Raw genomic sequence first — 13,931 nt, 5'->3', positions numbered from 1 at the left:
GATTCATCCAAACGAACGACGGCAATTCATCAAGCGCCGCCGGTCGCCTATTCGCTCTGATGCGCGGTTAAGTAATCCGCCCGCAACGCTGCGGCCCAGGCGTAATCCCAAGCCGCCGCGCCAGCGTTAGTTGCCGGTCGGCATCGGAATACTTACGCCCTCCTTTGCTAGTGAGTCCCGTATCCACTGGAAGCGTTCGTAATCCGATAGTGTGATGGGACCGTTGTAAGTCAGACTTTGGGGCTTCCGAGGCGGATACTCCACGTAAGTGGCCATGATCTTCTTCAATTCCTCGCCCATGACCACGCCCATCCAGGTTCGCTCCGTAAAGTTGTTCATGAAAATGTCGTAGCGTTCCTGCGGGTCCTGCCACAGATCGAACACCTGGGGCACCGTGGCTACATATTTCTCCGCACCCTTCCAGCCGAGGTTGGAATCGACGGCCAGCCCGCCCGTTGACGCTCCGTCATCGCCGCGGATATTGAACGCAAACTTGTAGTTGTTGACGCGGATCGCGCCCGGCGAGAGCTCGTTCTCGGTAAAGTAGAACCATGACTTGCGGTCCGACTTTCCGGTGCCGCGCAGGATTGGCGACATGTCAAAGCTGTCGAAGATGATGGGCTTGTCTTCACGGTCCTTGTCGGGAAGCGGCACTCCGCCGACGGAGGCGAATGTCGCCATGAGATCGAGACCACCGACGATGTCGTGGTTCTTGCCGCGAGGTTTGATCTTACCGGGCCATACGGCGATCGCGGGAACGCGGTTGCCGCCCTCGCGCAAGGTGCCTTTGGTGCCGCGAAACGGCGTGTATCCGGCGTCCGGATAGACATCCTGCCAGGCTCCATTGTCCGTCGTGTAGAAAACCAGCGTGTTCTTGTCCATGCCGGTTTCACGCAGCTTGTCCAAGATCCTGCCGATGTGCGTGTCGAGTTCTACGATCGAGTCTGCATACTTCGACTTCGACAGGGACTTGTGCTGGAACTCGGGGGCTGGAAGATTCGGCTGGTGCACCTTCATGAAGTTGACGTTGATGAAGAACGGTTGATCCGGCTTCTTGGCGGCCGCATCCAGGAATTCGATCGCCGCCTTCTCAACATAGCCATCGAAGTATGGGATGCCGACGACACCTTCCTTGCCGTCGATCACCGGCGTGTCGACGTACTGGCCGTTGATCTTGAAGTCTTCCTTGACCTCGCCGCCGGCCTTGCCGGACAGCGAGCCTTTGGTCACCTTCTGGAACATCTCCCTGAGCGCCGGATCCATGTCCGGGAACCAGGTAGGATCGGCATAGGTGTAGGCGTTCAGATGATAAAGGCCGACATGTTTCATTTCGTCATAGCCCTGCGCGATCGGTAGCGCGTAGTCCGCCTCGCCAAGGTGCCACTTGCCCGTGAAATAGGTCTGGTAGCCGCCTCGCTTCAACACCGACGCCAACGTCCATTCGGCTGCGGGCAGTCCGCCGCCCTGGCCCTGGAAGGCGACCGTCGTCATGCCGCTGCGGTTTGGAATACGGCCGGTCTGCATCGCGGCGCGGCCGGGAGTGCAGCTTGGCTGAGCGTAGAAGGAAAAGAAGGTCATCCCTTCGTCTGCCAGCTTGTCGATGTTCGGCGTCGGCATGCCGCGGCCCTCGCCGCCGCCATAAGGCCCGAGATCGCCGTAGCCAGTGTCGTCGGACACGATGAATAGGATGTTGGGCTTTGCTGGCGCGTCCTGGGCTTGCAGAGGCGATGCGGTAGACCAAAGAACGGTTGAAGCAGCCACTGCTCCAATTCCGCAGATTATTCTGCGATTCATCTTGAGTTCCTCCCGTGTGATTTCCGGCCAAGCGATGGTACATCCAAACGCACCACGGCAACCGAGCGCCGCCGGTCGCGTATTCACTCTGAATTCAATCGAAACAAAATGGAGCAATATCAAACTGCGGACGCCCTTCAGTCGAAATGGCATCCAGCCTGAGCATCCCTTGCAGATGGCCAAGGACACCCATGGCTCGCACCATACCGGATGGCAATCCGCGCCGATATTGTACCTTCGGGCAACCATGGCTTTTTATAAGCTTCATGAAATATATTTAAACGGTTGCAAGGCCGATGCGACTTGGCTTAACTGCCATTCGTCGATTAGCTTTTCGGGGGAAGGCTATGGGCTTGGGGCGCAAGTGGGCGTTTCGATCGGACCGGCTCGGTCGGTGTGCGGCCCTCTTTTGTTTTCTTGTCGTAGTGATCGCTTGGATACCATCCGCGTCCACGGAGATCGTGGGCCGGCTTCCCCGTGTTCTCATTCTCTACCCATACGATGAACGAATAGCGGCAACAACCGCCGCCGGAGAGGCCGTGAGGACGCGGCTGCTGGATGCCACCCAGGGAAAGATCGATCTTTTCTCCGAATTTCTCGACCTTTCGAGATTTCCGGAAAGCGCCCACATTGATCGTATGGCGCAGTATCTTTCGGCCAAATATGCTGATCGTCGTCCTGATGTGGTCGTTGCGCTCGGCGAGCAGTCGGCAAGGTTCATCATTGCGAACCGCAAGCAGCTTGCAGGGAATGCAAAGATAATCCACGCCGGTTTCAGTAGCTCCACCGCCGAAAAAATAGACTTGCCCAGCGATGTGATCGGTGCCTTCACCGAGTTTGACATCTTAAAGACAGCGGAGATGGCGCGCGGACTCCAGCCCGAGGCGCGTTATCTCTTCATTATCGGAGGATCCTCAGAATTCGATCGGTGGTGGCTCGCCACGGCGCGGGCCGATCTTGCGGCATTCTCCAGGGACTACGAAACGACCTATCTGGAGGACATGACGATCGACGAGTTCACCAAGCGGGCCGCGGAGTTTCCCCGTAACAGCATCGTCCTTGCGCTGACGATTTTCAAAGATAGCGCCGGCCGCAATTTCATTCCGCGTGAAGCGATCAGACAAATATCGCAGACTGCCAGCGCTCCGATCTACGGTCCATATCCCACCTACATCGACTACGGCGTTGTCGGTGGCAACGTTGTCACGTTCGAGTCGTTGGGCATGACCGTGGCGGACCTGGCACTCGATGCTCTCGCCGGCAAGCCGATCTCCAACCTCGAGTCTCCCCAGACCTATATCGCAGACGCGAGGCAACTACAGCACTGGGGGCTGCCGGAGAAGAACCTTCCTCCGGGCACAGTCCAGATGTTCAGGGAACCGACGTTCTGGGAGCAACACTGGTTCGCCGTGGTTGCGGCATTAGCCGTCATCACGGCACAGGGGATCGTCATCAGCGGTCTGCTTATCGAACGCCTCCGCCGCCGGAAGGCGGAGATCGAATCGCGCCGCCGTCTCCTCGAAGTGGTTCACCTCAATCAGTCCGCGACAGCCGGCGCGCTGTCGGCGTCGATCGCGCACGAACTCAACCAGCCGCTGGGTGCTATCCGCAGTAACGCGGAAGCGGCTGCGGTCATTCTTCGATCCGAGAGGCCCGATCTCAAGCTGATCGAGCAGATCCTGATAGACATTCAGGACGACGATCAACGCGCTGGTGATATCATTTTGCGGATGAGAGGCCTGCTTAAGAAGAGAAGCGAGATCGACTGGCAAGAGTTCGACCTCAATGAAGTGACGACCAGTGCCATCCAAATCCTCCACGGCGAAGCGGAGCGGAAGGGTGTTGTTGTCAGTTCCAACCGGCCCCCACAGGCGCTGCCGGTCCGAGCCGACAAGGTCCATGTCCAGCAGGTTATTCTCAACCTCGCGACCAACGCCATAGACGCGATGCTGGAGATGGTAACGACTGAAAGAAGGCTCGTGCTTGAGACAACGCTCACGAAGGAAACCCAGGTCGAGTTGTCGATTTCCGATACGGGCCGCGGTATCCCTGACGAACAGCTCGCCTGCGTTTTCGAGCCGTTCTATACTACAAAGCCCACCGGGACGGGCCTTGGCCTTTCCATCGCGCGCGCGATAGTCGAAACCTATGGCGGCAAGATCTGGGCCGACAACCGCCCCGAGGGCGGAGCTGTTTTTCGTGTTGTGCTGCCTCTTGCCCGAAGCGGATAAATCCATTGGAACCCGTCGTTCACATCGTCGATGACGACCAATCTTTCCGGACAGCAGTCGGGCGGCTGCTGTCGGCGTCAGGTTTCCGCGTGGCTCTCTATGAATCAGGCGATCAGTTTCTCGCGCAGTTGCCCGCCACCGAGCCTGGCTGCCTCCTCCTTGACCTCCAACTGCCTGGGTTGAGCGGTCGGGAACTGCAGGACCGCCTTTTGGAGAAAGCGCCCCTGCTGCCGATCGTGTATCTCACAGGCCAAGGCGACATAAGGGCCAGTGTCAGTGCAATGAAGGCCGGCGCGGAAGATTTTCTAGAGAAGCCGGCGTCCGGCAATATTTTGTTGGAGGCCATCCAACGAGCGCTGGTCAAATACGAAAAGCGGCGTGTGGAGCACGACCGCATTCGCGCGCTGCAGGTACTAGTGGCCGGCTTGACACCTCGCGAAGCCGAGGTCTTCGGCCTGATCGTGCGCGGCCACCTCAACAAGCAAATCGCCTATGCCCTTGGCACCTCCGAGAGGACCGTGAAGGCCCATCGCCACAGTATCATGGAAAAGCTTGGGGTGCGTTCGTTGGCCGAAGCGGTCTCCATCGCCGAGAAAAGCGGCCTCCTCGATCCCGACGCGAGACCGCTGCAGCGTTCATGAGCGTGCCGTTTCCCCTTAGGACAATATCCGACGTACCGTGGAAGGCCTACAGTCATATGCACGAGCCGAACATCTTCCACACGAGCGAAAGAGAGGCACAAGTTGGAAAGCCTGCGCCGCACGGTGGCGATCGTTGAAGACGATGCAAGTATGCGAAGAAGCGTCCTGCGGCTGCTGAATGCCCACGGATTTCTGGCTGAGGAGTATACGTCGGCAGAATCGTTTCTCGGTCGCGATGCGGGAAGCAATGTGGAATGCCTTGTTCTGGATGTTGATCTGGGCGGCATGTCCGGGATAGAGCTGCAGCGCCGATTGAAGGAGGCTGGCTCCGGCCTTCCGGTGATCTTCATCACTGCTCTCGAAGACGATACCCTGGAAGTTGAGGCGACACAAGCAGGTTGCATCGCCTATCTACGGAAGCCGTTTCCGGCCGCCTTGCTGATCGACGCCATCAACGACGCGTGCAAATCACAAGGTCCATGTTAATCGGACTGACAGCGGAAGACCCCAGATTCCCCAGACAACCACATTTTTTCAAGTAAATCATATTTCGCTATCTGATTATTCCCACGCAGTGAACCGACCTCGCGTCCAAACGAGAAGGTGGCGTAAAACGGCACGCGACAGATGATTATGTCAACGACGTGGTATTCCTTCGCCCCTTGGATGTCCCGCTTGCGATCAGAAGCCGGTCGAAGAACTTTCTCGTCTTTGCTAGACGATCAGCAGCACGCAACCGGTGCCAAGCAGCACCAGCGTCCATACGAGATCCACATTGAACCAGGCGCTGCGCAATATCTCGAGCCCGACCCAGCGATAGACCGCCAGGGCAACGAGGCTTGTAACTGCCAACATCGCAAGTGTATGGACGCCGACCGCGGCGATCGCGATGGCGACAGACCCATCTCCGCCGATTTCGCGCAATGGCGAATCCGCGAGACAAAGTGGTATCAACGCTGGCAGGATCATCAGTCCGGCTCCATGGGCCGTCGCCATCAGGAACGACCAGAACGCCAGACCGGCAAGCCCCGTGCGCATGCCGATACGAACGCGACGCCCGTGTCCGACGAAATGATGCCAGACAGCCCAGCCTATGAGGCCGGCTCCAGCAGCCGTTTGCACGGCAGCCTGGTCCACGAAGAGGCCGGCCGCGACCAGGGCTCCAGCCACCAGTGCTATCGATACGGCGTGTCCGACGGCGATGGCGGGCACTGCCTGAACCACGGCGGCAGAACTCTGCCGGTGAACGCCAAGCGCCACGGCAAACAGCCATCCCATCGCCGGGTTGAGACCATGAAAGGCTCCTAGTCCCGCCAGCAAAATCCATGGCCAGAGTTCGTTCATAGGCGCTTCATCCGGCTATGCGTCGCTCCTTACGGATAACAATATGAATCTGACGAGCAATCCCCACCCTGGAGGCGGACCTGGTGCGGGCGATGCGATTTTGGCCATTCGACGAAGAATTTCTCGTCGAATGCAATGCCGCCGTCAGGCTTAGCGTCCAGCTTGACCATCCAGCCAGAGACACCGTCGGGATAGAACTGCTCGTCGATCGCACCGTAGAGAGAGTTGGTGAAATAGACACGGCGACCATCCCGGCTGATCTCGACCATCTGCGGGCCGCCATTCAGCGCGCCATTCTTCGCTCCTGGATGTGAAGCACGCGAAACGATGCCGCCGATCCGAACCTTGCCTGTCAGCTTCGGCTTGAACGGATCGGAAACATCGTATTGATGCAGGTCGCCGGTGCCCCAGCAGGACACGTAGAGAAATCTGTCATCCATCGAAAGGTCGATGTCGGTGACGAGTGGTGGCACGGCATTGAAACCCTTCAGCATCGGCGGCAACAGGTCCGGATCGGCGGGCTCCGCCGGAATGTCGATCACCTTTGTCACCGCCCACTGGGTGCCGTCACGGTGCCAGACCCATATCGAGGAGGAGAGGTCCTCAAGACTGAGAACGCAGTTGACAAAACCATAGGCCTTGGTCGGGTCATGCGCGGGTCTAAGTTCGAATACGAGCTGATACTTGTCACCGAAATCGATAGTCTGCAGGTGCTTGCGCTTATGCAGATCCCAGAAGTGCAGACGGCGGCCGTATTTCGCGCCGAGCAGGATTTCCGGGACCAGGCCGTTTTCGAACGTATCCGGCGTGCCCCACTCGCTGGTGATGAGTGTGTCGTGGCCGAGATGCCACCAGACGTCATAGGAAAGCTGTTGCGGTCCGCGATCCATTTCCCACTGGCCGCGAACCTCGAATGTCTCGTGATCCATGAGGAATACGCCGCCTGGTCCCTTACCCTCGGCATTGCCAAGTGCTGCGACATAGATCCCTTCTGGTCCGCAGTGAACGGTATGCGGCCTGGAGTAACCGGCCCGGTCGGCGAGTTCGCCGGGTTCGATGACCTTGACGATCGATGGCCTGCGGCCATCGGGCTTGGTGTCAATGATATGGATACGCGAGGATTTCAATCCCGGCACCACCAGATAGCGGCGCTCTGCATGCGGATGCGGCGCATTCGGGCAAAGGCAGGATGAACAGGCGTTCCAGCCGAAATGATGCAACTCGTCACCGACATTAGGCATCGCAAGCGATGTGACGATCTGACTATAGGAGGCTGATTGAGGATCGACATCGACGACCGCGAGTTCGTCGGGAACCGCTCGGGTCGGATCGAAGGCGACGACATAGGCAAGTGTCTCCGGCGCAGCCTTCATGGCCATTCGCGGTGACGGATAAAAACTTGGATCGGGTTTCCACGTTACCATGTGAAGTGCTCCTGGCTCGCGTTTGCTGAACAATGAAAGGTGTTCGCTAGATGCTTGCCGACAGCAGACTCATCGCTGCGGACGGGGCAGGATCCAAGGATGTTTCGACGGGATACAGATTCGAAACCGCCCTCTGCGGCTGAGCGAACTTTAGAGGTAATCCTCCCCGCATAATTGTCTCAGATAATGGCGGGTTTTGGCAGTCCCTTTTTCGCCGCCTCCCTGATTGCGGCTTCCACTTCATCGCTTCATGCAAGCGCCCACCATACGACAGACGTCGCGAAATTCGGCGGTTCCGCTCGGCAAGCCCCGCTGCCGGCCCTCTTTGCGGCGGAGCCGCTCACGTCTCGCCATCAACGTGCCCTGCTCAGCGCCATCGACACTAAAGGCCGTATCACTCCTCAGCGCCGCATGGTATATTTTGAAACGTGCGACTAGGCGCCGCTGGAATAGCAGACTGCTGATCGCGGCAGGTCGCGAGTGCCACATCATGACAGAGGCGCCCCCGCTGCGGTTGCGGTACCCCTCTCGTGCGCAAGATTGGTATCAAGGCGGAAGGCTGTTTCATGCACCGTATCGCCGTCTCAGTTTTCGCGCTTGCAGCCGTGGTCGGTTATTCCGCGCACGCTGAGGTTCTGATCGGCGTTTCAGCAGCGATGACCGGACGGCTCGCGTGGATCGGCGAACAGGGACAGCGTGGCGCAGAGATGGCCGTGGCCGATATCAATGCGGCGGGCGGCGTTTTAGGCCAGCGGGTGCGGCTCATCGCGGTCGACGACTTCTGCGATCCAGAGCAAGCGGTGGCCGTCGCCAAAAAACTCGTGGCTGACGGTGTGGTTCTCGTCGTCGGGCACTACTGCTCTGGAGCCTCGATCCCGGCATCAAAGGTTTATGAGGCGGCGGGAGTTCTGCAGATTTCACCGGGGTCGACCAATCCGCTGCTGACCGAGCAAGGCCGTGCCAACGTGTTTCGCGTCATTGGTCGCGACGATGCACAAGGCGTCGTCGCCGGCAACTATCTGGCCGATCATTGGGGCAACAAGAAAATTGCAATCCTTCATGATGGCACCACCTATGGCAGGGGCCTTGCCGATGAGACCAAAAAGCAGTTGAACAAGAGGGGCGCGACCGACACGATCTACGAGGCGTACAGTCCTGCGAAGAACGACTATTCGTTTGAAATCGCTGCACTAAAGGCTGCAAAAGTCGCCGTCGTATATGTCGGCGGCTATCATGCTGAAGTTGCGTTGATGGTTCGCGCTGCACACGATCAAGGCTACGCGGTTCAGTTCATCTCAGGCGATGCCCTGGCAACCGAGGAATTTGCGCTGATCGCCGGTCCAGCCGCTGAAGGAACCCTTTTCACGTTCTCCGCAGACGCCCGGCGAACCCCCGAAGCGGCCCCGGTGGTCGAGCGGTTCCGTGCAGAAAACTTCGAACCCGCAGGCTACACGCTGCTGAGCTACGGCGCCGTTCAGGCCTGGGCGCAGGCGCTCAAGGAAGCCGGTTCGCTGGAGGCGGGCGAGGTGATTGCTTCATTGCGCGGCCACTCGTTTGATACTGTATTGGGCCGTATCGACTTTGACGAGAAGGGCGACCTCACGGTCCAGAGCTGGGTATGGTATATCTGGAAGGGTGGCGAATACGTGCCATTGGAATAACGCAACGCTGACCACGGCGGATTGCGTTCGAGAAAAAAGCTGTGCGGGCCATGTTGACCACATCAGCCGGATCGATGGGTCGCCGCGATGTTTGAACGTCTCGGCATACGTGGTCGCTTACTCTTCGCTTTCTTTGGGATCAGCACCTTCGCGGTACTCGCAACCGCTGCAGCCGTGTATGCCTTCCTGCAAGTGGGCGAGGTCGTCGAAAGGATCACGGAGCGACGGGTCCCGTCGGCGCTTTCATCGCTCGAGCTCTCCCGCCAAGCTGAGCGGGTCGCCGCCACTACGCCGGCCGTACTTGCTACGACCAGCACGGTTCAGCACAACGAGGTCTCGGCTGCGATCGGAGTGGAGATGTCGCGCCTGGAAGACTTGCTCGCCGCGCTCAAAGGCACCGCGGCAAGCACGGCGGCGGTGGCTGAGATCGAAGCCGCAGTGATTGGCCTGAGGCGCAATCTCAATGCTCTCAACGATCTTGTCGCCGATCGCCTCGGTGTGGTTGCACGCAAAGAGGAACTGCTGGGCCGTTTGTCGGCTACGACAGTCGCAAGCGAGCGTCTTGTGGCACCCGGCATCCTCGTGATGAACTCGAAGGTCCCCCAGTGGCGCGTAACCGTGGCGGATGCCGCCGTACCACCCGAAGCACGCGCGGCGGCGACGACAGAGCTTGCTCAGGCAATTTCCGCCTACATCCCGCAACAAAAGGCCCAACGGGAGATTTCCGCGATCAACGAAGCGCTGCTCAAAACGGCGGTTGCGCCGACGCCCGGCGACCTAGCGGTGATGTCGTTTCCGCTGCGCCGCTCGGTCGAGTCGCTTGCGGCGGTGACATCGGAGATCGATGAGAAGCTGCGGACGCGGTTCCGCCAGCGCGTTGACGAGTTCGAGGGGCTGATCGACGGCCCGAAGAGCATCGCGCAAGCGCGTGAGGATGAGCTCGCATTACTCGCAAACGGCGGGAAGCTATTGGTCGAGAACGCTCAGCTCTCGCGTAATTTGACCGTTGCCGTGGATCGCCTGGTAGCTGCGGCAAACCGTGACATCACCGAGGCTGGCCGTGAAGCTGCGACCGTCCAGCGCTACGGTACCGGTGTTGTTCTTGGCTCAGCCGTTCTGAGCCTCCTGAGTTCGGTGCTGGTCGTATGGCTGTATGTCGACCGCAATCTTCTTGCCCGCTTGTCGGGGCTGAGCCAAAGCATGCTTGCCATCGCCGGCGGCAATCTTCGCGCACCACTGCCTCCCACGGGCCGCGACGAGATCGGCCGCATGGCCAAGGCGCTTCTGTTGTTCCGCGACACTGCGGTCGAGGTCGAGGAAAAAAACCTGCGTGAGGTCGCCGAAGCGCGCCAGCGACTCGTCGATGCGATCGAGAGCATCTCCGAGGGCTTCGCCCTTTACGATGCTGAGGACCGACTTGTTCTGTGCAACAGCCGCTATAGGGAAATCCTCTATCCCGGCATAGCCGATGCCGTCGTACCGGGTGCGCAATTTGAGACGATTGTGCGCAAGGCGGTGGAACAGGGCCTCGTCGAGGATGCGAAAGGTCGGGAGGAGGAGTGGCTCGCCGCGCGGCTTGAGGCGCACTGCAACCCTAAGCAGACGCTCGTTCAACATCGCAGCCATGACCACTGGGTTCAGGTAAACGAGCGGCGCATTACCGGTGGCGGCACGGTCGCGGTCTACACCGATATCAGCAAACTTAAGAGGCATGAAACGGAGCTCGAGATCGCCCGCGACGCGGCCATGGCGGCGACCCAGGCCAAAAGCAAGTTCCTTGCCAGCATGAGCCACGAGTTGCGCACGCCGCTGAACGCCATCCTGGGCATTACCGAAATGCTGCAGGAAGATGCCAGCGAAGCTGGCCAGGACGAACTGGTCGAACCGCTTCAGCGGGTTTCGCGCGCCGGCAAGCATCTGCTCAAGCTCATTAATGAGGTCCTCGATCTGTCAAAGATCGAGGCCGGCCGCCTGGAATTGCATATCGAGGAGTTCGATATCGCGGGAATGGTTCAAGATGCCGCCACAACCGCGCAGCCCCTTGCGCAGAAAAACCGCAACCGGATCATCATCCACTGCGCGGATGACATTGGCACCATGCGCGCCGATCAGCTTCGGGTGCGCCAGATCCTCCTCAACCTGTTGAGTAACGCCTGCAAGTTCACGGAGAACGGCCAAGTGACGATTGGGGCGACCTGCGCGAAGCGTGATGGAGGCGGTGGCGTGATGTTCACCATCGCCGACACTGGCATCGGCATGACGCCGCAGCAGATGACGAACCTGTTCCAGGAGTTTAGTCAGGCCGACAGCTCCACCACCCGCAAGTACGGCGGCACCGGGCTAGGGCTTGCCATCAGCCAACGTCTGTGCCGCGCGATGGATGGCCAGATCACTGTAGACAGCATCCCCGGCGCCGGTACCAAGTTCACGGTGTGGCTGCCGTCGGCAATCGACGCTGGCCCCATGCTAGAAGAGCAGCCTGCCCCTGGCTCCGGGATCGCCGTTGATGATAACCTTCGCCTCGTCTCGAACGTGGTCCTCGTCGTTGATGACGATAAGGCGGTGCGGGACCAGATGCGCCGGTTCCTTGCCCGCGAGGGTTGCGATGTAGTGACGGCCAGGGACGGTGCCGAAGGCCTTAATCTGGCCCGGCAGGTGAAGCCAGCACTCATCACCCTTGACGTGCTCATGCCGGGCTGCGACGGCTGGAGCGTCCTGCAGCAACTGAAGGCAGATCCTGAGCTCGCGAGTATCCCCGTGGTGATGCTCACCATGGCCGATAAGAGGAATCGGGGGTATGCGCTCGGTGCCGCCGATTACTTGATGAAACCGATCGACCGCGATGCGCTCCGCAAACTGATCGCCAAATTCTGGTCCGGCGCGCCCAGCCGAGCGCTTCGTGTTCTGATCGTCGAAGATGATGAGAACACGCGCCAGCAATGGCGTCGTATATTGAGTACCGAGGGTTGCGATGTGGACGAGGCCGAGAATGGCCGGGTCGCGCTGGAACGGCTGATCCGCGCGCCTCCGGACCTGATCATTCTCGACCTCATCATGCCGGAAATGGACGGCTTCGAGTTCCTTATCGCACTGCGAAAGCAGCCTGCCTTCAAGGCGATGCCGGTCGTGGTTGTGACGGCGGCAACCCTTGGCAAGGAAGACCACCTTCGTCTGAACGGTGGCGTCGAGCGCGTGCTCGCCAAGACCGCCTTCAGCCGCGACGACCTTCTGGAGGAATTGCGCAAGATGGTTGCTCGATACATTGTCAAACGAAGCTCACCTGACAAGGACCGCCGTGATGGTTAGGATCCTCTATGTCGAGGACAATGACGACAACATCTACATGCTGTCTGCGCGGCTAAGACGCAAAGGCTACGAGGTAGTCGTCGCCACCGATGGCGATCAGGGCGTGGCGCGTGCACGATCGGACGCGCCGGCGCTCATTCTGATGGACTTAAGCCTTCCCGTCCTCGACGGCTGGGAGGCGACAAGACGTCTCAAGGCATTGGCTGAGACGCGGGGTATTCCCGTGATCGCACTCTCGTCGCACGCGATGGCTGGCGACCGCGAAGCAGCACTGGCGGCCGGGTGCGATGACTTCGATACCAAGCCCGTCGACTTCGCGCGCCTGCTTGGAAAGATCAAGGCCCTGCTCCCAAAGGAGTCGATGCGATGAGTGAGGTTGGACATGCCCTGCTCGTCGTCGATGATAACGAGGACAATCGCTTTACGCTGACCGAGCGGTTGAAGCGAGAAGGCTACCGGAACGTGGCATGCGCCAGCAATGGACGCGAGGCGCTCGAAATGCTGGCAACGAGACCGTTCGACCTCGTGCTGCTCGACATTACGATGCCGGAAATGGACGGCTACCAAGTGCTCGAGCACCTGAAAGCCGACACAACGCTGCGCAACATTCCGGTTGTCATGATATCGGCGGTCGATGAGATCGACAATGTGGCGCGCTGCATCAGCCTCGGTGCCGAGGATTATCTGGCAAAACCGTTCAACGCGGTTCTGCTGCGTGCCCGCGTGGCCGCGTGCCTGGAAAAGAAGAGGCTGCGCGACCAAGAGGCGGTATATATGCAGCAAATCGAAAACGAAAAGCGCCGAGCCGACGAGCTTCTGTACGCCATCCTACCCGCCGGCGCGGTGCGTGAGCTCAAAGCGACCAATGAGGTCCGTCCCCGCCGATACAATGAAGTCGCGGTGCTATTTTGTGATGTCGTTGGCTTCACAGCCTATTGCGACGAGAATCCGCCAGAGAAAGTGGTGGAGGATCTCCAGGCGCTGATCGGCGAATATGAACGAATCGTCAGTCAGCATGGGATGGAGAAGATCAAGACTATTGGTGACGCCTTTATGGCTACGGCCGGCCTGTTTGACCGCATGCCAGATCCGGTTTTTGCCAGCTTGCAATGCGGGCTCGACATGGTGAGGGCATCACGCCGCATCGAGCCCAAATGGGAGGTGCGAGTCGGCGTTCAATTCGGTCCGGTTGTGGCGGGAATCATCGGGCAGCGGCAATACGTGTTCGACCTGTGGGGCGACACGGTCAATATGGCCTCCCGGATCGCAGCCCATGCTAGCCCTGGGACTGTAGCGACCAGCGGGGCCACGTGGCATCGCATACGCGAGCGGGGTCGCGGGCATACACTGGGCTTCGTAGAAATCAAGGGCAAGGGTCGGATTGAACTGATCGAATGCCAGGAACTTCGTTGAGGGATCGGAACAGCCCTTCGCCATTCCGCCGTCTTGCCAGACTGAGACGTTCCTGGGTAACGGCAAAGGCATGCTGCCTTTTCGGCAGAGATATAAAACCGCTGAAGGTCCGGATAG

At 59.4% G+C, this 13,931-nt stretch carries 10 protein-coding genes and 1 pseudogene; 8 read left to right on the top strand and 3 right to left on the bottom strand.

Going from position 1 to position 13,931, the window contains the following annotated elements; all coding sequences use genetic code 11:
* Positions 1 to 126: 126 nt before the first annotated feature.
* A complete protein-coding gene (locus tag RGR602_RS04080; protein WP_039844051.1) occupies positions 127 to 1,794 on the bottom strand; it encodes an arylsulfatase in 1,668 nt (555 codons plus the stop codon).
* 347 nt (positions 1,795 to 2,141) lie between these two features.
* Here RGR602_RS04080 and RGR602_RS04075 point away from each other — a divergent pair, with 347 nt between their 5' ends.
* The 3 genes from RGR602_RS04075 (at position 2,142) to RGR602_RS04065 (ending at position 5,152) form a co-directional block, all read left to right on the top strand.
* Positions 2,142 to 4,025: a sensor histidine kinase gene (locus tag RGR602_RS04075; protein ID WP_082046489.1), complete on the top strand. Its 1,884-nt coding sequence runs from the start codon at positions 2,142 to 2,144 to the stop codon at positions 4,023 to 4,025.
* Complete coding sequence (locus RGR602_RS04070; RefSeq protein WP_203226196.1) at positions 4,022 to 4,666, top strand: response regulator transcription factor; 645 nt, start codon at positions 4,022 to 4,024, stop codon at positions 4,664 to 4,666. The genes RGR602_RS04075 and RGR602_RS04070 overlap by 4 nt, the downstream gene beginning before the upstream one ends.
* Positions 4,667 to 4,768: 102 nt before the next feature.
* Positions 4,769 to 5,152, top strand: coding sequence for a response regulator transcription factor (locus RGR602_RS04065; protein ID WP_039844049.1), 384 nt, complete (start codon positions 4,769 to 4,771; stop codon positions 5,150 to 5,152).
* Positions 5,153 to 5,380: 228 nt separating this feature from the next.
* Here RGR602_RS04065 and RGR602_RS04060 read toward each other — a convergent pair whose 3' ends face one another.
* Positions 5,381 to 6,010 carry a hypothetical protein gene (locus RGR602_RS04060; protein WP_039844048.1) on the bottom strand — a complete coding sequence of 210 codons (630 nt, stop codon included), beginning with the start codon at positions 6,008 to 6,010 and terminating at the stop codon, positions 5,381 to 5,383.
* Positions 6,011 to 6,039: 29 nt separating this feature from the next.
* Positions 6,040 to 7,434: a selenium-binding family protein gene (locus RGR602_RS04055; RefSeq protein ID WP_039844047.1), complete on the bottom strand. Its 1,395-nt coding sequence runs from the start codon at positions 7,432 to 7,434 to the stop codon at positions 6,040 to 6,042.
* Positions 7,435 to 8,000: 566 nt separating this feature from the next.
* Between RGR602_RS04055 and RGR602_RS04045 the strand changes: the two genes are divergently transcribed.
* From RGR602_RS04045 to RGR602_RS04030, 5 genes and pseudogenes are all read left to right on the top strand, one after another.
* A complete protein-coding gene (locus RGR602_RS04045) occupies positions 8,001 to 9,095 on the top strand; it encodes a branched-chain amino acid ABC transporter substrate-binding protein (protein WP_039846632.1) in 1,095 nt (364 codons plus the stop codon).
* A gap of 87 nt (positions 9,096 to 9,182) precedes the next feature.
* Positions 9,183 to 10,877, top strand: a pseudogene (locus tag RGR602_RS38055) (PAS-domain containing protein); the annotation flags it as partial.
* A 3-nt stretch (positions 10,878 to 10,880) separates the two neighbouring features.
* Complete coding sequence (locus tag RGR602_RS38050; protein WP_267285096.1) at positions 10,881 to 12,401, top strand: hybrid sensor histidine kinase/response regulator; 1,521 nt, start codon at positions 10,881 to 10,883, stop codon at positions 12,399 to 12,401.
* Positions 12,394 to 12,771 carry a response regulator gene (locus tag RGR602_RS04035; protein WP_039844045.1) on the top strand — a complete coding sequence of 126 codons (378 nt, stop codon included), beginning with the start codon at positions 12,394 to 12,396 and terminating at the stop codon, positions 12,769 to 12,771. The genes RGR602_RS38050 and RGR602_RS04035 overlap by 8 nt, the downstream gene beginning before the upstream one ends.
* Positions 12,768 to 13,814 (top strand): adenylate/guanylate cyclase domain-containing protein, encoded by a 1,047-nt coding sequence (locus RGR602_RS04030; protein ID WP_039844044.1) that lies wholly within the window; start codon positions 12,768 to 12,770, stop codon positions 13,812 to 13,814. Before RGR602_RS04035 ends, RGR602_RS04030 begins: the two co-directional genes overlap by 4 nt.
* Positions 13,815 to 13,931: the final 117 nt, after the last annotated feature.

The sequence above is a fragment of the Rhizobium gallicum bv. gallicum R602sp genome (assembly GCF_000816845.1).
In the GTDB taxonomy this organism is placed as follows: domain Bacteria; phylum Pseudomonadota; class Alphaproteobacteria; order Rhizobiales; family Rhizobiaceae; genus Rhizobium; species Rhizobium gallicum.
This window is presented reverse-complemented; position numbering and strand designations above follow the sequence as displayed.